We start from the raw sequence: 22208 nt of genomic DNA, 5'->3' as shown, positions 1-22208 counted from the left end.
GCGTCGAATTGCGCCCGCTAACAGACGGCACCTGGCCCGATGTCCGATTTGAAGGGCCCTTGCGTTGCGTTGTCACAATAAGCGCATGACCCCCGAGCCCCATAAGCCAGCCAGTCCGGGAAGAGATTCCAGAGCGCTCCCAGAAGCCTCAGAGCTTGCAGGTCCCGATGACACAGTTGCCGGTGTTCCGTCTTGGTTGCAGTGGCTGTTCAAAAACCTCGACTCACTTCCTAGCCGTCGACTGGCCAACGGAGTATCCCGGGCGCGACCGTACTGGGGCATCCCGTGGTATCGAAAGGTCTCCAATGCGCTGCTCACCACCGATGGAAAGAACGCACTTGAGCCAATTATTCGTCAATACCAGGTTCGTAGTGCATTGGGTGACAATTTTTGGATCTCATTGCTAGATCTCATTCCAATGCTCATGTATGGAGTCCTAATTATTGGAATCCCGGCGTTCGTCGCGCACCTATCTGGTTTCAGCTCCGGAGGTGAATCGACGGAAGCTGTTTTTGGACTTGCGGTTTGCGTGCACGCCACATTGTCGTTCACCATAGTCGGCGTTCATATGATATCTTTGGGTGATCCGTATGGTATCAAATATGTTCTGGGGAACCTAGCGTTCGGTGGCGTGATGATGGCGGCTATCCCGTTCGTTGAGGTTGATCTAATTGCGGTTGCTCGTATCGTCTCGATCTCGCTGCTCTGCTTCATTGCCTTTTACATGCCATTTCACGCGATCTCGCAGTTGATGCAGCATCAGCAAGAAATCCGTCTTAGGCAGCGATTTGTTTCAACCATGCCGCCAAAACATGTGGTAATCGCCCATCTCTGGACGGTCGGTGTGCATCTTGCCAACGCCTATCCACGTTGCCTTCAAGTGAGCAGCAAAGCGATCATCCTAGATGAGATACTCGGTCACAGGTATATTCTCTTGCTCCGGGCTCGAATATCCTCCGGGCCAGCAGAGTTCCGTCAATTTCACGACGCGAGTCGCAGTAGTGAGTTCCAGGTGGCTGCGGATTACTTGACTTGGGTGGGAGAGCGGGTCGTTAATTCAGGTACTCGCAAGGAATATGCGCAGCTTGTTCTCGATATTCGATCTCAACTGCTCAAGCTGCAACAAGGTGAAGAGCTCGTCGCACCGGAGACTGAAGCCGTCTCGAAGGGTAGCTGGTTTCAACAGATCATTCCAAGAATTGGTAATGCTCTGGTCCTGATTGTGATCGCCATCGGACTGCCAAGTATTCCGTTCCTTGCTCTGGAAGACAGTGTGACTACGACCATTCGAGCCGCCCTAGTTGTTTCTGCAATCCTGGCGATCATTCCCATGGGAACTGACACGCGGAAGCAGGTGCAGGGAATGCTCCAGCCACCTTCGAAAACATAGATGACCTCTATGGAACACTCCACTCGCGCGTTCACGGTGTTATTCGAACTCTTCTTCGGATTCGTAGGGGCTGCCGAAGAGGTCATAGACGAGAGGGACGTCGAGGCGGCCGCACATGGCGGCGATCAGGCCATCGCCGTTCATGACGCCGCCTCCGCGTTGACGGTGTCGAGGAGGGTCGGGGCCGGAGCCAGGGTGCAGATGACGCGTTCGCCGTGGTGCATGCCGCGGCATTCGACGCTGTCGAGGGTGCGGGTGGGGTCGGTGAGCTTGCGGCGGGTCTCGGATTCGTGGTCGTCGATCCGCGATCCCTCCAGGGCCTCGTGCTTCTCGCTGGCGGGGATGAGTTCGTGGAAGTCGGGAAGGCCCGCGGCTCGCCACATTCGGAAGTACAGCCCTGAAGCCGCCGACCGGAGGGGCGCGATGAGGCTGGTGTCGTGGAGGGCGCAGCAGACTTCGGCGGCCGTTCCCAGGCGTGGGTCACCGCCGGCGGCGACGCGGTCGAGCAGTTCTCGGCAGTGCGAGCGATAGACCGGCTCGTACTCCATCCGCTCGTGCGACGGTACGAGAAGCAGGAAGGAGTGGTAGAGCTGGTCGCTCGCGTCCGGGTGGCGCTTGCGGGCGGCGGCGATCTCCTCCTCGGCGATGTCCATGCGCTTGAAGATCCCGGCCAGGCCGAGGTGATCCATGAAGGCCGCGGCGAACTCGGCCGGCCCGGTGGCCTGCTCCAGCAGGGTGTCGAACGTGGTGTGCGGTGTCATGGCGGTGCGCCTCCCGGCATCGGGCGCGGTGCCTGTGTGGCTGCCGCGCGGTGCGGCGCCATGACCCGGCGGGGAAGGGGCGGGGAACGCAGTTCCAGGGCGCAGCCCGGTCGTCCCGGCCGTCGGGTAGCGTCCGCGCCCGCGAGCGGCAGCCACCTCGGTCAGCTCTACCGAAGGCGATGAGATGCGCCGTGCGAGAAGAAAGTGATGAGGTCGGTTGGAACTTGGCGATAGCTCCGGGAATCCGTGAAAGTCATCACAGAACTTGGTGCTAGTGGGGCTCGATTCGGTACCTGGAGGCATTCGCCGCGGAATTTGGGGTGTGCGTGGGCAGCTCTGAGCGCAATCTCGACAACATCACCGACTTGCCGCAGTGGAAGACGAGGGTCCTCAGCTGGTGCAAAGGCCCGTATATGCGCACAATTCGATCGAACCTGAGTGGGAATTGTGGGCTACCCCACTGGTTGGCTTGAGGTTGCCGAGACGTGTCGGGACGCTGGATTACACATGCCTCAGAGCGATTCATGGCCGTGTCTCCGGTTCTCGACCGGACGGTGATTGCTGGTGAAGGGAAGTGGTTCGATGGGTGTTGACCAACCGCCGGAAGCCTCAGGCGGAGAGACTGGGCTTCCGTTGAGGTGGGCCTTGATTTGCGGAGCCGCGACGGTGTCTGGAGTCTTGGCGTCCGCTGCAAGTCAGCCGATGTATGTTGCGGCGCTGGTGGCTCTGACCGTGGCGAGCATTCTGCACTCAATGGTGAGCGGAGGTCAGGAACTCTGATCCGCTATGCGGACTGGAGCCCTGACCTCCGGACCGGCTGCGGCGGCACGACCATTACGTAACACTGCCGCAGCTCAAACGCTGGGTCGGACTCCTGCTGCACGAGCAAGGTGTGGCAGGGTCCGGCCCTTCGAACGTTGTCTACCACATTCTTTATTGTGTTGCGCCTCACAAACGTCGGTAGGGACGGATTTCCCCCATTCATGGTCCCCTAGTTCGTGAATCGAACTCCTGGAGTTAACGCGTCTTGGAGGCGCCAGTTTGCAACTTGCCGGCGCGCTCAACCCCAGCCCATCAATGATTAGGTTCAGGACCTTGCCGGTGCAAGACAGGGGGCTGCGAGGCTGCCTAGTGCGGCCAGCTCAAAGAGCGCTAACCTGGCATGCTCCAGATTCGCGTTGCATTGAACGGCGACCCGGTCAGGCGATGTCGAAGGTCTGGGCAAGAAACGGTGGGAGGTCGGTGCGCAGCACCTGCTCGAACTCGCCGCGGGCCCGGGTGAGGTCCATGGACTTGCCTGCGGCTCGTCGAGGATCTGGGCCAGCGGCCAGGTCTGGAACGAGGCGAACCGAGGCGCGTACAGGCCGATGGGGCGGATCGCGTAGGTGTCGGAGAAGTCCATGAGGGCGTAGCCGAGGACCTGGAACAGGTCGTTGCGGTCGAACTTGAAGGCTCGGGTGCCGTCTTTGCGCGGTGGGCCGCCGATGGTGGCCTTGCACTCGATGAGGCAGTCGCCGGCGATGAGGTCGGCGTCAGCGGGCAGGAGCCGCGAGCCGTCGAAGGTCGGACCGGCGATGACCGGGCCGGGCGGCAGGTGGGGCACGAACACCTCGACCGCTGAGTCGCGCAACGCGATCAGGTCTGCGACCTCGACCTCTGTCGCCAGGTCCAGGAGCGCTTGCGGCCCCGCCCCGGGGGTGAGTTCCAGGAGGCGCGAGCCGGGGCGCACGCCGGCCCGGAAGCATTCGGTGAGCAGTGCGAGTACGAAGCACGCGCAGGCCTGAACCTCGTCCTCGAAGTCCGGCAGCCGCCCCGCGGGCCTGGTTCAGGCGGCGGCGGAAAGGAGGGGTCCCGCGGCATTGTAGGCCGGAAGGCCTTGCGGGGCATCGTATCCGGCGCGAGCCAGCCCCAGCTTGGGGAGGCTGTCGGTGTCGGCGACGTACCGCAGCCACCAGTCGATCGCCGCGCCCTGCGTCGCGTAGGCGATCCGCTCGGCGGGCACGATCGTCGGCTTCCCGGCCCCGGCGCGGATCTCGGCCAGCAACGGCCTGGTATTGGGGAAGGTCGTGCGGAACCATTGCGCGACAGGACCTGCGGTGACCTCGATCATGTGCGTCAAGCTCGTCATGACCTCCATTACCGATCTCTTCGGCAGCCCTGTCAACCGCCACTCGCCTTGGAGTGCTGTCGCTCGGCCGACAAACGAGTGCTCAAGCGTCCTCACTCGAAGTCGAAGGCGATGCGGCCCTTGCAGACTCGACGCACGCAGGCGATCGTTCCCGTGACATGGTCGAGGTCCTCGGCGTCGTCGAAGCTCCAGGACGTTTCGGTGGCACCTGCGGCAAGGGCATGGAAGTCGCCTGCAAGATCGACGGTCCAATGTGCTGCGCAAGCGGTGCAGGCCGCGGCGAGGTGGTCGCCGATAGCGAACTCCCGGAAGCCGTTCAGGTCGAGGGCGTCGGCGTCGCAGGTGAGCGGGAGGCGGCACAGCGCGTCGGTGAAGTGCAGCTTCTCGCCGGTGGCGCAGGCGAGATACTGGCCGCGCTCGATGAGCGCGGTCCGCGGCAGACGCTCGTCGGGTGCGGTGGCGCTGACGCTGACGCTGACGCGGAAGGTCCGGGCGACGGCGACGGCGACGGCGAGGACGGTGCGGCCGGCGTCGGCAAAGGTGTCCTCGTCGGAGTCGTCCCACACCTCGGTCGCGGCCATCCGCCAACCGAGCGCGGAGAGCCGGGAGGCAAGGTCGGTGACCTCGCTGAACTCGAACACCTCGATGCAGGCTTCGGGCAGGACCCGCGCGAGACCGGCCAGGTGGGGGGCGGGGGTCGGCTTCGGGCGGTCCGATGACGGTGCGCTGCACGAACTCACCGGCGTTGAGCAGGAGGTGCAGGCCGGCGGCGTGCTCGGGCTCGAACCGGCCGCACAGCGCCCGGACAGTCTCGGCGGCGTCAACGCGCAAAGTGTCGAGGTCGAACCCGAAATCGATCAGCGGCTGGCAGGTCATGAGCGGGCCTGCTTCCCGACGATCACGGTTCTGGGAGGGCCAGGGCGAGTGATGATTGCCCAGTCGATGGCATCGCCCAGTCCCTCCATGAATTCTTGCTCGTGGACGGCGCACGAGCGCATACGGAATCCGGCTGAGCTTCGAGACACGAGGGTGCTGTTCTCTGGGTAGGCGCCAGTGCTGCGGACGTAGACGATGACGGGCTTGCCGCACCCGGGGACCGGGCATTCGAGGTCACTTGCCACGGCAGGCCCCCGCTCCGGTCACGACGGGAGAATCCGCGTCGTTGCTTGTGGACTCGGAGAGGCCGAGGTCGGCGAGGCAGCCGAGGGCGGCCTGCTCCAGGAGCGTCGGCGCGGAGGGAGTGAGTACCGCGGTGTAGCGCGGGTCGAAGGAGGTAGATCGTGGGTCGCAGACCGGCGCGGAGGCCGCGGGCCGGTGGATCAGGTACCGGGTCCGGGGTCCGGTGACGAAGGTGCCGTGGCAGAACGTCAAGTGGACGTCCCCGCGGACCTCGCGGGCGGCGTGGACGTGCTGTTGGGGGAACAGCAGGAAGTCGCCCCGGGCGAGGTCTCCGGCAGAGACGAAGTGGAGGGCGCCGGGGAAGCGGCAGTCTCGGAGGGCGCGGGAGGTGTGCTCGGCGCGGCGCTCGCCGAGGCCGTCGAGGTCGGCCATAAGCTGGTCGATCAGGGCGTGGGGATCGCGCAGCGATTCATTGGGATCGCAAGTGCCGCAGTCGCAGTCGAGGGCGTGCAGCGACTTGACCGAGTAGCCCTGCTCGCGGGACCAGGGGGTGATGACCTGCTCCCAGGCGTCGGCGCTGTGCTGGTGCTCAAGGAACTCCAGGATCGCGCCGTCGTCGCCGAACAGGCTGGTGATGCGGGCGGGGTAGTAGAACGGCCAGGCGAACGGCCGGGAGTCCGAGGGCGTGCGCGGGGCCAGGAGGTGTGGGCGGGCCTTGACGATTTCGCCTTCGGCGAAGCGGTGACTGGACATGGTGTGAAGCTCCATTCGGGATTCGGGACGGGAACGGCGACGGGCCGACCAGCGGGATGCTGGCCGGCCCGATCGGCTCGGTGGGGTCAGGTGGTTGAGTCGGGGTCGGCGGGCGCGTTCGGGTCGTTCCAGTGGGTCCACACCTCCCCAAAGGTCTCGCGCCAAAACGAGCACGGCTGGTCGAGGCCGCAGGCGTGGCCGTCGTGGAATGAGGTGAGCGAGGCCGAGGCGGCGACGCGGTCGATCTGCTCGATGTCGGTCCACAACCGCGCGGTCTCGGACAAGATGCCGATGCGGTGCAGGTGCCCTTGGAGGTAGGTGTCATCCGGGCGCTGCCGGGCTTCGCGTTCGGTCCAAGCCCGGCGGGTGGCGAGCTGGTCGGCGGCAGCCTGGTACAGCTCGAGCCGCGAATGGGCTTCGAGCTGCGTCTGCCAGTCCTGCCAGCCACCGTGCTCCAAGCGGCGGTGCCGGTAGGTGTAGGAGAGCGTGCCGTCCGTGCCGATGGTGATGCGGTAGTAGTGCTCCAGGTCGCCGTGTATGCCGTCGCTCTCCTCATCGGGTAGGAGCCGGTCGCCGATGCCGGCGAGGAATTCGTCCCAGGTCGCGAAGTCCCATGGCCTCGAGGTCGACCAGGTCCAGTAGGTGAAGTCGGCGAAGTTCACTACCTGGAACTCCGGGGAGCCCCAGTGCAGGTACAGGCGCCTGGTCTCGGTGCCGATGGTGAGCTTGGTGATCGATCGTTCGCCCATGACGGGCACCTCCGAGAAATCGTGGAGAGAACAGGGCTTCACAGCGCCGCGTCGACGGTGGCGGGGCTGGTGCGGTGCCGGCCGATGAGCGCGGCGAGGTCGCGGGCGAGACGTGCCGGGACCCAGTCGAGTCGCATGGTGGCGGTCTGGGCATCGGTGTGGACGCGGATGGAGCCGTGCAGGTCTTCGGGGCCCGTGAAGTGCGTGGTGCACTCGGTGTCGTGCGCATACGGTGCCGCGCCGGGGATCAGCGCTTCGAGTTCGGTCAGCAGCGCTTCCCGCGCGTTCTTGCGTCGCGCCGCCTTCGCGACGGCGGCGGTGACCTCCCCGATCGCCTCGTCGTAGGCGGCGGTGAGCAGGCGCCGCTCCACCTGGGCGGCGATGGCGCGGCCCGGCCGGTCGGCGGCGACCGTGGTCGTCTCGGGCTTCAGGTCGGTGCAGGCGGCGTAGCCCTCGGGCAGGTCCGCGGTGATCGCGATGCGGTACCGGGTGCCGATGGCCACCGCCCGCACGGTCAGGCGACGGTCGCGGGAGGCGATCTGCACCAGATGCTCGTTCGGGTCGTACCGGACCCATGCACCGGGCAGATGCGCGGCGAGCGCTGCGGCGATGCGAACGGCGTGCTCGCGCTGTTGCTCGGATAGGTGAGAAGACGGGAAGGGCATGACGAACTCCAGATGAGTCGAAATTGGATTCGGGTGGAACCGGTTCGCAGCGCCTCGCGGCCGCGGGCGCGAACGTGCCGGGCGATCGGAGCGTCAGGCCGCGGGGGACTGGTCGTTGTCGCGGTGCTGCCGGTAGAGGCGGCGCAGCTCGTCGACGAGCTCGTCGGCTAGTTCCTCGAGACGGTCACGATCCTCCGGTGAGGGCAGTTGCTTGGAGGCGATGCGGCTGAGGATCTGGATGTTCAACGTGGTCTCGTGCAGCAGGGTGACCAGCCCAATGCCCTTGCGGGCCGAGGCGAACGCGGTGATGGCGTCGGCAAGTGCGTCAACAGCTTGATCCGCCGCAGCCGGTGGTTCCGGCTCGCCGACCAGCAGGCTGGCGGTGAGATCGACCAGGCCGCGCACGAACTCGACCGGCAGGTCCCGCAGGTGCAGGTCCGCCGTCGCTCCGTCCTGGCGGACGAGGAGGGTCGAGGTGAACGGTGCCGGTCCGGCGCTGGAGACGGCGATGCCGGGGCGGTGGGGATCGGGTACGGCCCCGGGCATGCGCTCCAGGAAGTGATCGGTGACCGACCCTGACACTGCCTGGCGCCGCGCTTCGGTCTTCAGGGCCGTGTCGACGCGCTCGGCCGCTTCGGCATGGAGGGGCAGGACGAGCCGGGCGATGTCGATCGCGATGGACTCGGTATCACGGTCGGCACGGAGGGCGAACTCCGGCGGCGTGACGCTCTCGACCGCACCCCATCCCTCGGGAAGCTGCGCCTGGACGGTCAGGTGTGCGATGCCCCGCTGCTCGTATCCCCACAGATGCAGTTCGCAGCCTTCCCGCGTGAGCGCGGCGTGGGCCGGGGGAGACTCGGTTCGGCGCCAGTTGCCGGCGAGGTGTTCGCAGAGCGCATCTGCGAGGGTGATCGTGAGCTGTCGCAGCTCGGCGTCGGTGTAGGTGGACATGGGCCCCTCCTCGGGTCGGGGCCGCGAATCGTTGATCGGTCGCGGCCGGATTGACCCGGCCGCCCACCCGGCGGAGGAGGGAAGGGGACGCGCGAAGGCCGGCGACGAAGGAGCGGTCCGCGCGAGCGGAGCGGCCCCTGACCGGCCGCCGGGTACCCTGGCGGCGGCAATCCGAGTCCGCGACCAGGTGCTCCGGTGCCGAGATGGCGCTTCACACCAGCTCGCTCTAGTGTGAAGGGTCTTCGGTATCGTTGGCGCGATGTGCCGATCGACGTGACCGGTGGTGAAGTGGTGACAGGCGAAATGCGGGAACATCCGCTTAAGGGCGCCTTTGACGTGAGTTCGGGGCGATGGGTGCGGCCTGACACCGACGACGAAAGCGCGGGCGAGCTAGAGATCGGCTTCGCTGACAACGGACTGGTCGCCATCCGCCGAGCCGGTGACCCCGATGGCACCATCTGCATCTACACCGCGGAAGCGTGGGACGCCTTCGTGGCTGGCGTCCATGACGGGGAGCTCGATCTCGCGGTCCTCCAGGAAGATGAGCGTCGCACCAACCAACGATAGGCGAGCCCCGCTTTTGGTGGAGTGCAACGTACTCCGGTCTGTCTAGTCTTGCGTAAGCGCGCTCTTAAATAGACACGGTGCCCGTTGCCGTTTCACTAGACGCATTCTCGCGCATAAATGCGCGACAACAGGAGGCGCCATTTTGGCGCAACCTCATGCCCCGGCACGGTAGCAAGGCGCGACATTCCCGCAAAACTCCAGCTTGAGGCTGGTCTATTGCTGTCCTATCGTGGTGTTAGAAGCGGAAATCCGATGTTGTTTACAAGGGACTGTGCATTGAGGGTTGAAGGTGAGGAGATTGTCGGCCAGACGACTCGAACGCGACCGCGTGTACGGAGAGTTCCTATCGCCCGAAGGGCATCCGATGGTTGTGAAAGCAACCAAACAGGGTGTGCGCGCCCATGTGTTGCTCAACCATACCGAAGGACCGGTAGTTGCCGAAATCCTCGACCCCGTCGACCCTGCAAGCAGGACCATCAGATTCCGTCCACTGTGGCAAACCAACCGCAGTCGATGGAAGGACACGGTCACCAAGTCGGCATCGGAAGTACTCGACGATGCACTGGCCGCGGACACCGAGATGTCTTCCGTCATCGACGGGCAGAAGCAGGAGTGAGCGGTATCGCTACTCACCGATGACCTGACCGACCAGCGCGAAAGGATGAGCATGTCGATCGCAAGCCGACCCGATGGTGGTGTCGATGCCGCTCGGACGCAGCACGTGCACCACCTGCTCGAATGCGGCCCCTGCCGCACTGCCATCGCGCATCGCTGGAAGCGGGGTTGCTGGGTCGGTCGGCGCTTGCGGCGGCAGGTTCGAGCAGCTTCACGGCGTCTGGTGAGCGTGGAGGTCGCAGGTTCATGAGCAGCGATTCGAACTGGCAGGAAATCGATATACAAAAGCCTGGCCCCAGTGGGTCCGGACGCCTAGGTGGGGGCGTCCGGACTCGGGTCCCTTGGGAGGCGCCGGATCAGCATCAGCCGCAGGCCCCTGCGCGCGCGGCTACGGCGGGGGTCAGCTCGTGAAGGACTTCGAACGCACAGTCGACCTACGCGGCGTTCGGGGCGCCGCCGTGACCTCCGTCCACGTGAAGCGAACCGGCTATCACCTGTTCTGGTGCAAGGCGATGCCGCTCGGCCAGGACAAGCCGGTCGATCTCGGCCCGGTTCAGTTCGGGCTCGACCGGACCTTGAACGCGCGCTTCCTCGCCCGGATCGGCGCGCCCGAGGCCGGGAGACAGTTCCTCACCATCCTGGCGACGCTCCTGGAATCGGAGGGGATCGCATGACGGTGCCCGCGCAAGAGACGGTCGTCGCCGGAGAGTTCACGCTGTGCCCCACGGTGGGGCCGCCGCTTTGCTCTCGATCAGATGCCGCGCAAGCGGTGTGCAGTCGTCGACCTGCGTGCCGAGGACATCTACACCCGGCTCGCGGTTGTCTACGAAGAGCGTCTTCGAGCCTCCAAATCGTTCCTTGGCGGCTATGCCTTCGGGTGGTTCCAAGCGCGCCAACCGCGCATCAAGTTAGACCGATGATCGGGCCTCGGGAGGACCCATGAGCAATCAGACCACGGAACGTCGTCCGCTCGCTCGCAACCCGCAGGACAGGCCGGGCGGGGAGGTGATCGAGTTGGAGCACGGCCGATTCACCGACGGCATCGACTGGTTCTCGGTGCGGACGGCGACCAGCGACCCGACCACGATTCGGGTGCACGCACTCGATATGGACCGGGACGACTGGGCCCTGGTCATCACCGGCCTTCGCACTTCCAGCATGTCCGCGGACTGGCCCGGCAAGTGGGGCTCGTTCTCGGAGGAGTGGAAGAGTGACTTCCTGGAGCGGGTCTTCCAGGTCTACTACGCGTGCGAGCGCGGCACGCGGGTGCTGGCGATAGCCGGTACGCGATGAGCGAGGAGGAGCCCGAGGGCTCGGTTGAGGTCGATGTGCCGCTCGGTGAGTTCGTGCTCGGCCGCCTCATGGAGTTCTTCGTCCTCGGTGACGACAGGGTGCGGCCGACCATGGTCGACGTGTACGCGGTGATCGCCGACGAGCCGGTTCGCGTCCTCCACATCGACCACGCCAACGTGCTCGGCACCGGGATGTCGCCGAGCATGGCGTGGACGAGTGCGGGCGGGATCGAGTCGGGGACCGCGTTCTCCACGATCCTGTACGGCGAAACGATCCGCGTCTTGAATAGCTCACGCGCCCGAAGTTGTGAACACGTCGCAGGCCCGCTCGTCACCGCCGCCCTTGTCAGTGGGGAGCGGTCATGAGCGCAGGAGCGGTACCCAGCCGTGGGCAGCGGGTGATGACGGCCCTGGTCGAACGCCATGAGCCCATCGCAGCAACGATCAAGGCCGCGCGAGCGTTCCGGGAGGAACGGCCTCGCGGCGGTTTGGCGGTTGTGCTCGGCCGCGCGCACCTGCTCGCCGTCATCGAGGACCACCGGGCCGGCCGCCTCGGCGAGGTGGAACTGCGCGAGTGGGCAAAAGCGCTGCGCCTGTTGGACGCCCGGTGGTCGTACATGGGCCGTCCTGCGGTGTTCGCGCTCGATCCGGACGACCGTGATGTGGTCGCGCACGTGGTCTATACCCTCGCGGCTGAGCGGCACTGTCCTTACCCGCGGAAGCTTCTCGGCACCCTCGTATCCCTGCTGCGCGCTCTGCCGCATGGCATCGCCCACATCGATGGGAACCGGCGCCCGAACTCGGCAAGGCATCGGCCGAACCGCCCGAGACGCCTCCTCGGCCTCACCACGGGCCTGGGCCTGATTGCGCTCGCGACCGCCGCCGCGCCCCACCTCGGACCCGCCATCACAGCCGCCTTCCGGGCGCAGACCGCCGATCCGACCACGGTGACCGACGCCTTCGGATGGCTCCCGTGACCGAACCCGACACCACCAAGCGCGATCGGAACAGCACTGTGGACGATCATCAGGCCCGGCTCACCGGACTGCCCCGGCGCGGACACATGACGGTGATGGTGCGCGGCAGACCGGTCCGGATCGCCGTCTCCGAGAATGAGCACACTGGGGGCGAGCTGGTGCTCCTGCTACACGGTCTGGGTTGCGCGCGTGAGTGCTGGGACCCGGTCTATACCGGTGACAACCACCGGCGGTGGTTGGCGATCGACCTGCCCGGCCACGGTGCCTCCGCGCGCGTCGACACCGGCGGCGATGCGCTCGCCTTCTACGCCGACCTCGTCACCGCGCTGGTTGAGCAGCTTGACCCGGGCGCCGTTCACCTTGTCGCGCATTCGATGGGCGCCGCTGTGGCGCTCTTGGCCGCGCCGGGACTCCCGGTCGGCGCTCTGGTCTCGCTGGAGGGCAATCTCGTTGGCGAGGACTGTTCGCTTATCTCCCGCTCGATCGCAGGTCAGACCCGGGAGGCGTTCGTCCAGATCGGGTTCGCCCAGCTGCGCGATGGGCTGTGTGCCTCAGGTGACCCTGACGAGCGGATCTGGGGGGCGTGGTTCGAACGCGCTGATCCTGGTGGCCTTTGGGAGGCGGCGAGGTCGCTGGTGTCGTGGTGCGAGTCCGGGGGCCTCACGTCCCGGTGGATGGAGCTACGCCACCGCACGTACCTGTGGGGCGAGCGATCCGGGTTCCCCATGCACCTGCGGCTCTGGCTGGCCGAGGCGCGCGTCCACGAAATCCCGATTGTCGGGCACTTCGCCATGAACGGCAACCCCATCGCGCTCGCTCACGCGATCCGCATCGCCATCGACAGCGCTGGGACGGGCACCATATGAACATCTTGGCTCAGCGGCGTGCAGGCGGCGTCGTCAATACGGCCCGAGGTCTATTGCAGGAGTGCAAGGCGGCTTTGGAGGCGGGCGGAGTCAACCTCGAGGTCTTCGATCTCGCCGATGACCGCTGTCGCGGCATCCTGTTCGCCTGTGGCGGTGTAGGACTCGGCGAGCCACGAGAGGTAAAGCGCCTTCTCGCGCCGGTGACTGGCCGGGTAGCGGTCGATCGCGGGGCGAAGAAGTGCGGCGGCGTGGTCGGGATCGCCGAGAATGAGGAGGCAGCGGGCAGCCATGACATCGCTCTCGTTGCGGTCGAGCCAATACACCCAGTCCGGCTCCGGTTCGTCTCCCACAAGCGCGTAAGTGTCGTCGACCTCGTGCAGGGCCGACCGGGCGAGGTCGTCGTGCCCTGTGTTGGCGGCGGCCCAGGCGATGCGTTCGATCAGCAGGATACGCCCGAGGGGGGTCAGGGCCGAGCTGCCGCCGTGGAGCGCAGCACGGGCCAGCAGCAGTGCGTCCTTGCCGCGGCTGGTGCGCTGGTAGGCGTTGCACGACAAGAGCTGTGCGACGAGTGCACTGTCGCCGGCGGAGCGGGCCGCGGCAGCTCCGGCGGCGTAGAACTCCTCGCCGCGAGTTACGCGGCCCAGGTCGATCGCCATCCACCCGGCGAGCTGGTGGAGTTCGGCGAGCATCCCGTGCAGGCGGCGCCCGGTGGCGTCGTTGTAAGAGTGATGAGACAGGACGGTCTCGACGCGGTGGACCTCGCCGACGACTTCGGGGAGCAAGCGACGGGCCGCCACGGTGTCGTCAGCGCGCCTGAATCGGATGATCCGGTCGGCAACTTGGTCGATCAGAGCGGTGCCGACGCGGCGGGTGCGTCCGGGTGCAGCGGCGAGGGAGTGGAGCGGCCCGGTCGGGTCGAGAATCCACTCCAGGGCGTCGCGGACGGCGTCGGTTCCGGGCTCGGAGTCCATAGGCGTCGGATCATATCCCGCAAACCGGCCCACTGCACGATCCAGCGAGAGGTCGTCGGCGTCGAGCAGGCGGGTCAGCTCGGTCGGGGAGAGGTCGAGGGCAAGGGCGAGCAGGCGCCGTTGGCGCGGCTGTGGCTCCGTCTCTCCGGATTCCCAGCGGCGCACCGTCGAGTCGCTGACGCCGCAGGCGGCGGCGAGCTGTTCCTGGCTGAGCCCGATCTCCTTGCGGCGCTGTTGCAGGCGTCTGCGTCGTCGCGTCATGGCGGTGTCTCCGGGGGTGCGGATGATCTTCCAGTTTATCCCGGTCTCGGCCCGAACGCGCGTCCTGGCCCTGTCGTGCATGGGATGCGCGGGAAATGCGCGCCTTCCGGGCGGAGAGCGCGCGGGCGATGCTCTCGCCTCCGCACCGCAGTGCCCCCTTAATAAGAGGTGAGCGGTAGCGCTTCCCGCCGCGGGCTCGCCCAGGAATGCATGATCCCAGAACGACCGATGACCACCAGCAACTGGAGGAACTGTGAGCACCGAACCCACAATGACCGATGAAGAGACCGAAGCGCCAAGGCTGCGACGCCGCCTGGCCGACGTGATCGTCCAGAGCCGCTCCGAGGTGGGCCGGTCGGTCGACGACGCGATCCTCGAGGCGGTGCGGACGGTGCCGCGGCACGCCTTCACGCCCGGACTGACGCTGGAGGAGGCGTACGCCAACACCTCGCCGATCATGCAGCGCGATGCGCACGGCGTGTCGATCAGCTCAGTGTCGGCGCCCTGGCTCCAGGCGGCGATGCTCCAGCAGGCGCAGCTCCGTCCCGGTATGAAGGTGCTGGAAATCGGCAGCGGTGGCTACAACGCGGCCCTGATCGCCGAACTCGTCGGCCCTACCGGCACGGTCGTCACGCTCGACATCGACCCTGACGTCATCGAACGCGCCGAACAGGGCCTGATCGACGCCGGATACGACGACGTGGTCACCGTCGTGCAGGCCGATGGCGAGTTCGGCGCCGAGCAGTACGGGCCGTTCGACCGCATCCTGGTCACCGTCGGCGCCCCGGACATCCCCCCGGCGTGGATCGATCAGCTCACCGAGGACGGCCGATTGATCGTCCCGTTGCGCATTCGCGGCCTCGAACGCAGCTTCGTGTTCAAACGCGAAGGCAACCGGCTGGTGTCCACCGACATCGAACTGTGCGGATTCGTTCCCATGCAGGGCGTCGGGGAGAACCGACTCCGGCAGGTCGCCCTGTACAAGGAGGACATCGCGCTGGGGATCGACGACCGCCAGCCGGTCGAAGTCCTCGCGCTGCGGCGGGCGCTGGAGCAGCCGCGCCACGAGGCGTGGTCGGGCGTCCAGGTCGGTGGAATGGAGCCGTGGGACGACCTCGACCTGTGGCTTGCCACCGTCGCCCCCACCTTCGGGTACCTCACCGCCACCGACGCTGGCCTTGCCTCGGAGCTGGTGAAGCTCTCGTTGCGCTGGGGCATGGCGGCCATCTGGGACCGTGACTCCCTCGCCTACCTCACCTTGCGACCACTCGATGAGGACCGCACCGTCTTCGAGTTCGGGGCCCTCGCCCACGGCCCCAACGCCAGAGAACTCGCCGATCGCATCGTGCAGCACACCCGCAGCTGGGACCGCGACCAGCGCCGCGGGCCCGGCCCGCATGTCGAGGTCCACCCCAAGACCGCCCCCGACGGCGACCTGCCGTCGGGCCTGGTCGCCGAGAAGCGGCACAGCCGCATCACCGTCTCCTGGTCCCCGATCCCCGGTCGCACGGACCAGGTGCAGTAACCGCAAACCGAGAACAAGGAAGTGACATGAGCACCCAGACACAGCCGCCCATCGTCGAGGCCGACGACGACGCCTTCGAACTCGACATCCAGTTCATCGAGTCCGGTGACCTCCAGACGATCCTCTACGACACCGGCGACAACTGCGGGCAGACCTGCCAGAGCGCCTGCAACTCCTGCCCCTAGCGCACACCGGGCCGGTACCGCAGCCTCCCTGTCGGTACCGGCCCACCCCGCCCCGACCTCGCTTCCAAGGAGCAGCATGATGTTCCGAGCTCTCGACGCTGGCCTCATCCGTGCGACCGCCCGCGCGGGCGCCTCACCGCTCCCGCCCCTGCCCACACCCGACCGCACTGACGACACCTCGGCTGCGGCGCAGCGCGAATGGATCAGGTTGGCCTGGTGCGACGCCGCATTCGCCGAGGCGATCGAGACCGCCTCGCCCGCGCTCGCGGAACGGATCGAAGCGGTCCTGGCCGGTCGGGTGGTCGATGCCGCGCAGATCCGGCGGGTTGCATTCGCCATCTTGCGCTACGACCTGCGCTTCGAATCACGCGCAACACCGTTCGGACTATTCGCCGGGGTCGCCCCGGTCCGCTTCGCTGATTCGCCGGAGGTGGTGAGCGGTGCGCAGCATCGCGCCCTCGCACGACCGGAAGCGCTGCGGCTGCGCCGAGCGACCATCCCGATTTTGCACAGCCTTCTCCGTGACATGACGGTCCTGTTCAACAATCTCGCCTCAGCTCAAGGCGGACGCCTGGTGGTGCTGGGCCAAGCCGAACACAACGAACTCGGCTCGGCCGCCGTCTCACTGCGCCACACCCCGGCCACCGCGGCGGTTCAACGGCTCGCGTCTGCTCCGATCCGGTACGCCGACCTGGCCGCGAAGCTCACCGCCGAGTTCCCGACCACCCCGGAAACGACGGTCGAGGCCATGCTGCGGGCACTGGTCGGCCAAGGGGTGCTTCTGACTCGGCTGCAACCGCCGATGAGCGAGACCGATCCGCTCGGTTTCATCGCTGATGAGCTAGCTCAATCCGGTCACGAAATCCGACAACAGATGCTCTGCGACGGACAGCAGGCCCTTCAAGCCGTCGCCGCGGCCCGAGGGGACGCCGAACAGCGCGCGACCCTCCGCGAAGCCACTCGCATCGTCGGCCAGGAAGGTGACCGTCCGGCACTAGCGGTCGATCTCGCCTTGGACCTGAACGTGGCACTGCCGCCGGACGTGATTGCCGAGGCCGAACACGCGGCCGACGCCCTACTGCGCCTGACCCCCTTCCCAAGTGGGTTCGGGGCGTGGGCGGACTACCACCACCGGTTCCTCGAACGCTACGGCCTGGGCGCGGCGGTACCGGTAAGAGAGGTGATCGATCCGGTTGCAGGACAAGGCTTTCCAGCGGGGTTCCGCGATTCGTTGCTCCCGCAACCGGTGACGGTATTGACCGACCGCGACCGGGCGCTGATCGCTCTCGCGACCGAGGCAATCCGCACGGGCCGCGAGATCGACCTGGCCGACGGTGCTCTCGACCAGATCGCCACCGAGACGATCACCCCGCCACCGCATGTCGGCATCACCTTTCACTTGCGCGCCGCCGACCTCGAATCGGTTGCCGCTGGACGGTTCACGCTCAGCATCGAAGGCGCCAGCCGCGCCGTCGGCACCACCGAAGGCCGGGTCCTGCACCTGCTCGACCAGGCAGACCGCGACCGCATCGTTCAGGTCTGGGAGCACCTGCCGACCACGATTGCGAGCGCAAGGCGCGTGCAGGTGTCAGCGCCGCCCTTGTTCACCTCGACCGAGAACGTTGCACGTGTTCCGCAGGTCATCGGCGAGTTCCTGGCGCTTGGGGAATACCCGCCGCCGAGCGCGAACCCTGTCAATCTGGACGACCTCGCCGTCTCAGCCGACACCGTGCGCCTGTTCTTCATCGACCTCACCGACGGTTCGATCGTCGAGCCGATGGTGCCCAACGCCGTTGAGCCGATTTCCAGGATGCACCCGGTTCAGCGCTTCCTCGCCGAGCTGTCGCGTGCCCGCGCCTCGGTCTACACGAAGTTCGACTGGGGAACCGCGAGCGCTCTGCCTGTTCTTCCCCAGATCCGGCTGGGACGCTCCATCCTCGTCACCGCCCGTTGGAAGATCCGCGCCGAGCAGCTTCCCGACCGAGAGCGGCCCTGGCCCGAGTGGAAAGCGGCGTGGCAGGAGCTCCGCGGGGAGCTCCAGATACCGGACCTGGTGTATCTGGGTGAGAGCGACGTCCGCATCCGCATCAACACCACCGACCCCGCGCACCAGGCCCTGCTGCGCCGCGAACTCGACCGGCACCCATTGGTCATCGTGCGCGAGGCCCCCAGCCGAGAGGACTTCGGCTGGATCGACGGGCGGGCCCACGAGATCACTCTTCCCCTCGCCACCACCACGCCGGCATCCCAGCGCGAGTGCGCACCGAGACTTCCGCAGCCCTTCACGATGAAGGATGAGCACCTGCCCGGAACGGGAACCTGGCTCTACGCCAAGGTCTACACCCACCCTGAACGGATGAGTAGCCTCCTCACCGACCACGTGGCCCGATTCGCCGCCGAGACCGGACTGGACTGGTGGTTCATCCGCTACCTCGACCCCCTCCCACACCTGCGCGTGCGCTTCCGCCTGACTCCGGCCACCGGATACGGGGCCGCCACCGAGCACCTCGGCGCCTGGGCCCAAGATCTGCGGCAGCGCAGCCTGATCGGCGGCCTCCAGCTCGACACCTACATCCCCGAGACCGGCCGGTACGGGCACGGCCCGGCGATGGCCGCCGCCGAGGAGTCCTTCGCCGCCGACTCGATCACCGCACTCGCCCAACTCCGCCACACCGCCGCCGCGGTTAAGCTGGCGCAGCCGCTGCTCGCAGCCAGCCTCATCGACCTGACGGTTGCCTTCACCGGCTCCGTTGACGCCGGGATGCGCTGGCTCCTCGAACACGTCGACCGCACCGGCCCACCATTGGACCGTACCGCAGTCACCGCCCTCGCCGGCCTCCTCGACCCCCATGCATCAGGGCGAACGCTTCTGACCGACTCACCCTCCGGCTCGGCCGTGGTCGACGCCTGGACGCGGCGGGCTGGCGCGGTCGGCCGCTACCGGTCCGCGCTCGCCGCTGCCGAGCATCCGACCGATCCGGTGCTCTCCGCGCTGCTGCACCTCCACCACATCCGGGCCGTGGGCATCGACCCCGGCAGCGAGCAGGCTGCCCTCAAACTCGCCCGCACCGCCGCGCTCGCTTGGCACTCCCGCAACCGAAGGAGCCCATCATGAACAGCACCACCAACGCTGGGACCGCCGCGGCCGAGCGGATCGCTCATCGACTGACGAAGCCGGGGACCGCCGGGTTCCGTCCGAATATCGGCGCGCAATCGCTGGGTGCAGGGGCCCTCGGCGGCGTGCTGCTGCACTTCGAACGCATCCGCCTCGGGCTCGGGGATGCCGCCACCGCCCGCGCCTGGCTGCGCGCCGTCGCCCACCCGAATGTCAACAGCACCACCGCTACCAATCTTTTCAACGGGGCCCCCGCGATTGCGTTCGTCCTCCACGCCACCGATGCCCCATCCCGCTACGACCATCTGCGCGCTCGCCTCCACGAACAAGTCCAGGCCATCACCACCGGACGACTCGCATTGGCGCGCGAACGCCTCCACCACCAGCGCCCCACCGGATTTGCCGAGTACAGCCAACTATCGGGACTCAGTGGCCTCGCCACCTACCTGCTCGCCACCGAGCCTGGCAGCGACCTCACCGGCGACGTCCTCACCTTCCTGGTCACCCTGACCAAACCGATCCGTATCGGCCGAACGTGGATGCCGGGCTGGTGGGCTGACCACGACCCCTTCCTCAAGCAGTCGCCCGAGTTCCCCGGCGGGCACCTCAACATGGGTGCCGCACACGGCATCCCCGGACCCTTGACGGCCCTCGCCCTGGCCTACAACGCGAACCTGCGCGTCCCCGGCCAGCGCGACGCGATCGAGTGGATCTGCCGCTTCTACGACACCTGGCAGCACGAGGCCGGCTGGTGGCCCCAATGGCTCACACGCGAGGATCTCGACCGGGGCCGCGCCTCTCAACCCCGCCCGGGACGCCCGAGCTGGTGCTACGGCACCCCCGGCATCGTCCGCGCCCTCCAACTGGCCGCCATCGCCCTCGACGACCCCGCCCGTCAGGCCGCCGCCGAAGGCGCCCTGGCCCGCTGCCTGAATGACGCCGACCAGACCAGCCTGCTGGTCGAAGGCGGTCTGTGCCACGGCACCGCCGGGCTCTACCGCATCACCCAGCGCGTCGCCGAAGACGCTTCTGGCGACCGCTTCACCACGGCGCTCGCCGATCTCGAGGTGCACCTGGCCGCCCGCCCCGTCCCCGAGCACGGGTTCCTCGATGGCGAAGTCGGACTCGCCTTCACCCTCCAAGCCGCTGGTCCCCGGATCACCGACGAGAGCATCTGGGACGCCGCCCTCGGACTGGCCGCACCGAAAGTACTCCGCTGATGGACCGCCAACCTCCGACCGCCATCTGGCTTCAGACCAACGTGCGCCTGGTCGATCCGACTCGCGCCGAACGCTACTGCGCCGACATCCTCTGGCCCGCCATCTGGTCGGGCATCGAGGACAACGTTCTCGGCGGCTGGTTCTTCGTCCGCAAGACGCCTTGGTGGCGACTGCGCTACCGTGCAGCCCTGGGCGTCGAACCCGAGCGGGCTCGCGCCCTCGTCACCGAGATCCTTAGCGGGCCCCAATCCCGGTCCTACCTCGCCGAGGTCACCCACCAGATATACGAACCCGAGGTCGCGGCCTTCGGCGGGCTTCAGGCGATGGATATCGCACACCGCCTGTTCAACCACGACTCGGGCTTCGTCGGTGAGTACCTCACTCACCAGCACCTCACTCACGGCACCGATCGCCGACGGGAGCTTTCGCTGCTGCTGTGCACCGCCATGACCCGCGCCGCCGGCCAGGAATGGTACGAACATGGCGACATCTGGGCCCGCCTCGCGAACATCCGCGGCACCGACCCGCACTTGCCCGCTGACCCTGACTCGGCCGCCGAGACTGCCTGGCACCTGCTCACCGCTGACCCCGACGCCACCCTCACCCGCCTCCCCGACCCCCTTGCCTACAACGCCACCGGAGCCCTCACCGAGTACCGCAGCGCCGGCATTGCCCTGCGCTCCCTTGCCGACCGAGGACACCTCGAACGCGGTCTCCGCGACGTCCTCGCCCACCACATTCTTTTCGCCTGGAACCGAATCGGGCTTGCCATCCCCGATCAACAGGCGCTCGCCCGGGCCGCGCGCGACGCTGTTTTCACCAGCCCCCGGACCCATGCACCTACCCGGCAAAGCCGGCCCGAAAGGAACCAACCCGATGCCTGAGCTCCCGAAGGCGCTCGCGACCTGGTTCCCCCTCGTACCCAGGGCCAGACCGCTTTGCGCACCCCTCGACAAGCGCATAGCCGCCGTCTCGACCATGGCCGAACGTGCCCGGAACGCCACCGAAGCCGCCGCGGCCCTCAACCTGACCGCACTGATAACCAGTGACATCGGTGCCCACGATCTCGCACGTGACTTGTGCTGGAACCAGTTCTTGGTCTTCGCCAAGCACGCACCGCTCAACGCCGAGCGTGCGGTGCTGGCGATGGAGCCGATAATCAATCTCGCCCGGCTCGCCACTCGAGAGGGCGACGGCGACCGCGCGCACCATATTCTCGACCAGGCGCTGACCGCTGCAACCGATCACATTTCCACGTGGATCGACCAGCGTGAAGTCGACGTGGCTGCCATGGCTGTAGACCGTCATGGACGCAATGCGATGCAGGAGAAGCTATGGATCGCGTTCCTGTCCGACGGCGCCCGGGCGTTGACACGTGCAGGACGGTGGACCGAGGCACGGCAAGCCGCCGAACGGTGCAGCGGTATCGGCAATCGACTTCTTGACGGCCGCCAAACCGCGATCATCGCCACCATCGCGGCCGACGAGACCGACGCTACGCAGGCACTCATCGCAAGCACCGAGGTGATCGAACCATGGGAAGAAGCCTTGATCACATACTTCGAGATGTGCAGTAGCGCCGCGCTCCGTGACTCGCCGGACGCAAAATCCAGGCTCCTCATCGACCAGATCGTGGGTTTGGCGCTGCCGCAGGAGCAACAGCTCTTCCAGGTCCGGCTCGGGTTGAGTGTCCTCGAACTTGCGTGTCTCGGCCGCGCAGCGTCGGAGCTGGCAGCGACATTCGGGCCGATCGCGATGCGCGACGGGGACGCATACGCTGCGCGAGACCTTCTCTCAAGTCCGACGTTCCGGAGGTCAATCGACCCCGCAGGTGCAGCTCATCTCGCTGAGGTGCTGCATAGATCCGGACTAGAACAGGGCGCTGAACCTGCATTGCGGGAGAGGTTGGAGTTGATTGCCGATGTTGCCGTTGCGCAGCTTTCCCGAGACCTTGCTGAGCACTAGAGAAGTGCGGCACCTGTTTCTACCTGCCGGAACCCAGACTCTCGATGCGATTGGGTTCCCGGTCGGCGCCGCTTGCGCTGTCCCAAGTCGACACGGTGACGCTGTCGAAGAGGTACAGCGTTCGGCTTTCGCG

The 22208-nt window shown here is 66.8% G+C and carries 24 protein-coding genes; 15 read left to right on the top strand and 9 right to left on the bottom strand.

From position 1 onward, the window contains the following. The first annotated feature begins 85 nt into the window (after window positions 1-85). On the top strand, window positions 86-1390 hold the full coding sequence (locus BLQ63_RS27905; protein ID WP_143014932.1) for a hypothetical protein: 1305 nt from the start codon (window positions 86-88) through the stop codon (window positions 1388-1390). A 140-nt stretch (window positions 1391-1530) separates the two neighbouring features. Here the strand turns inward: BLQ63_RS27905 and BLQ63_RS15455 are convergent, their stop codons facing one another. The 4 genes from BLQ63_RS15455 to BLQ63_RS15440 form a co-directional block, all read right to left on the bottom strand. Continuing rightward, window positions 1531-2151, bottom strand: a complete 621-nt coding sequence (locus BLQ63_RS15455; protein ID WP_091036793.1) for a hypothetical protein — start codon at window positions 2149-2151, stop codon at window positions 1531-1533. Window positions 2152-3238: 1087 nt separating this feature from the next. Further along, window positions 3239-3880 carry a hypothetical protein gene (locus BLQ63_RS15450; RefSeq protein WP_091036790.1) on the bottom strand — a complete coding sequence of 214 codons (642 nt, stop codon included), beginning with the start codon at window positions 3878-3880 and terminating at the stop codon, window positions 3239-3241. A gap of 96 nt (window positions 3881-3976) precedes the next feature. Then, window positions 3977-4261: a hypothetical protein gene (locus BLQ63_RS15445; RefSeq protein WP_143014931.1), complete on the bottom strand. Its 285-nt coding sequence runs from the start codon at window positions 4259-4261 to the stop codon at window positions 3977-3979. Window positions 4262-4371: 110 nt separating this feature from the next. Beyond that, window positions 4372-4920: a hypothetical protein gene (locus tag BLQ63_RS15440; RefSeq protein ID WP_091036785.1), complete on the bottom strand. Its 549-nt coding sequence runs from the start codon at window positions 4918-4920 to the stop codon at window positions 4372-4374. Between BLQ63_RS15440 and BLQ63_RS15435 the strand changes: the two genes are divergently transcribed. Further along, the gene (locus tag BLQ63_RS15435) at window positions 4898-5326 is read left to right on the top strand and encodes a hypothetical protein (protein ID WP_143014930.1); all 429 of its coding nucleotides are present in this window, start codon (window positions 4898-4900) and stop codon (window positions 5324-5326) included. The genes BLQ63_RS15440 and BLQ63_RS15435 overlap by 23 nt on opposite strands. Window positions 5327-5389: 63 nt before the next feature. Here BLQ63_RS15435 and BLQ63_RS15430 read toward each other — a convergent pair whose 3' ends face one another. The 4 genes from BLQ63_RS15430 to BLQ63_RS15415 all read right to left on the bottom strand — a co-directional run bounded on the left by BLQ63_RS15430 (window position 5390) and on the right by BLQ63_RS15415 (window position 8516). Further along, window positions 5390-6151 carry a hypothetical protein gene (locus tag BLQ63_RS15430; protein ID WP_143014929.1) on the bottom strand — a complete coding sequence of 254 codons (762 nt, stop codon included), beginning with the start codon at window positions 6149-6151 and terminating at the stop codon, window positions 5390-5392. An 86-nt stretch (window positions 6152-6237) separates the two neighbouring features. Further along, window positions 6238-6900, bottom strand: coding sequence for a hypothetical protein (locus tag BLQ63_RS15425; RefSeq protein ID WP_091036772.1), 663 nt, complete (start codon window positions 6898-6900; stop codon window positions 6238-6240). Window positions 6901-6938: 38 nt separating this feature from the next. After that, entirely contained in the window at window positions 6939-7565 is a 627-nt protein-coding gene (locus BLQ63_RS15420) for a hypothetical protein (protein ID WP_143014928.1), read from the bottom strand. Window positions 7566-7658: 93 nt separating this feature from the next. After that, on the bottom strand, window positions 7659-8516 hold the full coding sequence (locus tag BLQ63_RS15415) for a hypothetical protein (protein WP_091036766.1): 858 nt from the start codon (window positions 8514-8516) through the stop codon (window positions 7659-7661). A 261-nt stretch (window positions 8517-8777) separates the two neighbouring features. Here BLQ63_RS15415 and BLQ63_RS15410 point away from each other — a divergent pair, with 261 nt between their 5' ends. From BLQ63_RS15410 to BLQ63_RS15385, 7 genes are all read left to right on the top strand, one after another. Then, window positions 8778-9083 (top strand): DUF397 domain-containing protein, encoded by a 306-nt coding sequence (locus tag BLQ63_RS15410; RefSeq protein ID WP_218125288.1) that lies wholly within the window; start codon window positions 8778-8780, stop codon window positions 9081-9083. 298 nt (window positions 9084-9381) lie between these two features. Further along, window positions 9382-9699: a hypothetical protein gene (locus BLQ63_RS27900; RefSeq protein WP_143014927.1), complete on the top strand. Its 318-nt coding sequence runs from the start codon at window positions 9382-9384 to the stop codon at window positions 9697-9699. Between the two features lie 406 nt (window positions 9700-10105). Next, complete coding sequence (locus BLQ63_RS15405; RefSeq protein WP_143014926.1) at window positions 10106-10372, top strand: hypothetical protein; 267 nt, start codon at window positions 10106-10108, stop codon at window positions 10370-10372. A gap of 265 nt (window positions 10373-10637) precedes the next feature. Then, window positions 10638-10991: a hypothetical protein gene (locus BLQ63_RS15400; protein ID WP_091036755.1), complete on the top strand. Its 354-nt coding sequence runs from the start codon at window positions 10638-10640 to the stop codon at window positions 10989-10991. Next, entirely contained in the window at window positions 10988-11356 is a 369-nt protein-coding gene (locus tag BLQ63_RS15395; protein ID WP_091036753.1) for a hypothetical protein, read from the top strand. Before BLQ63_RS15400 ends, BLQ63_RS15395 begins: the two co-directional genes overlap by 4 nt. Continuing rightward, window positions 11353-11967 (top strand): hypothetical protein, encoded by a 615-nt coding sequence (locus tag BLQ63_RS15390; protein WP_143014925.1) that lies wholly within the window; start codon window positions 11353-11355, stop codon window positions 11965-11967. Before BLQ63_RS15395 ends, BLQ63_RS15390 begins: the two co-directional genes overlap by 4 nt. Continuing rightward, window positions 11964-12833, top strand: a complete 870-nt coding sequence (locus BLQ63_RS15385; protein ID WP_177154954.1) for an alpha/beta fold hydrolase — start codon at window positions 11964-11966, stop codon at window positions 12831-12833. Before BLQ63_RS15390 ends, BLQ63_RS15385 begins: the two co-directional genes overlap by 4 nt. Window positions 12834-12883: 50 nt before the next feature. Here BLQ63_RS15385 and BLQ63_RS15380 read toward each other — a convergent pair whose 3' ends face one another. Continuing rightward, on the bottom strand, window positions 12884-14065 hold the full coding sequence (locus tag BLQ63_RS15380) for a helix-turn-helix domain-containing protein (RefSeq protein WP_177154953.1): 1182 nt from the start codon (window positions 14063-14065) through the stop codon (window positions 12884-12886). A gap of 271 nt (window positions 14066-14336) precedes the next feature. Between BLQ63_RS15380 and fxlM the strand changes: the two genes are divergently transcribed. The 6 genes from fxlM to BLQ63_RS15350 all read left to right on the top strand — a co-directional run bounded on the left by fxlM (window position 14337) and on the right by BLQ63_RS15350 (window position 22075). After that, window positions 14337-15590 carry a methyltransferase, FxLD system gene (fxlM, locus tag BLQ63_RS15375; RefSeq protein WP_091036736.1) on the top strand — a complete coding sequence of 418 codons (1254 nt, stop codon included), beginning with the start codon at window positions 14337-14339 and terminating at the stop codon, window positions 15588-15590. A 26-nt stretch (window positions 15591-15616) separates the two neighbouring features. Beyond that, window positions 15617-15775 carry an FxLD family lanthipeptide gene (locus tag BLQ63_RS15370; RefSeq protein ID WP_091036733.1) on the top strand — a complete coding sequence of 53 codons (159 nt, stop codon included), beginning with the start codon at window positions 15617-15619 and terminating at the stop codon, window positions 15773-15775. A gap of 76 nt (window positions 15776-15851) precedes the next feature. Next, window positions 15852-18890, top strand: coding sequence for a lantibiotic dehydratase (locus tag BLQ63_RS15365; protein WP_091036731.1), 3039 nt, complete (start codon window positions 15852-15854; stop codon window positions 18888-18890). Then, window positions 18887-20110, top strand: a complete 1224-nt coding sequence (locus BLQ63_RS15360) for a lanthionine synthetase C family protein (RefSeq protein ID WP_091036727.1) — start codon at window positions 18887-18889, stop codon at window positions 20108-20110. Before BLQ63_RS15365 ends, BLQ63_RS15360 begins: the two co-directional genes overlap by 4 nt. Next, complete coding sequence (locus BLQ63_RS15355; RefSeq protein ID WP_091036725.1) at window positions 20110-20994, top strand: thiopeptide-type bacteriocin biosynthesis protein; 885 nt, start codon at window positions 20110-20112, stop codon at window positions 20992-20994. The genes BLQ63_RS15360 and BLQ63_RS15355 overlap by 1 nt, the downstream gene beginning before the upstream one ends. Next, window positions 20987-22075: a hypothetical protein gene (locus BLQ63_RS15350; protein ID WP_091036722.1), complete on the top strand. Its 1089-nt coding sequence runs from the start codon at window positions 20987-20989 to the stop codon at window positions 22073-22075. Before BLQ63_RS15355 ends, BLQ63_RS15350 begins: the two co-directional genes overlap by 8 nt. Window positions 22076-22208: the final 133 nt, after the last annotated feature.

Source organism: Glycomyces harbinensis (genome assembly GCF_900101745.1).
Lineage (GTDB): Bacteria > Actinomycetota > Actinomycetes > Mycobacteriales > Micromonosporaceae > Glycomyces > Glycomyces harbinensis.
This window is presented reverse-complemented; position numbering and strand designations above follow the sequence as displayed.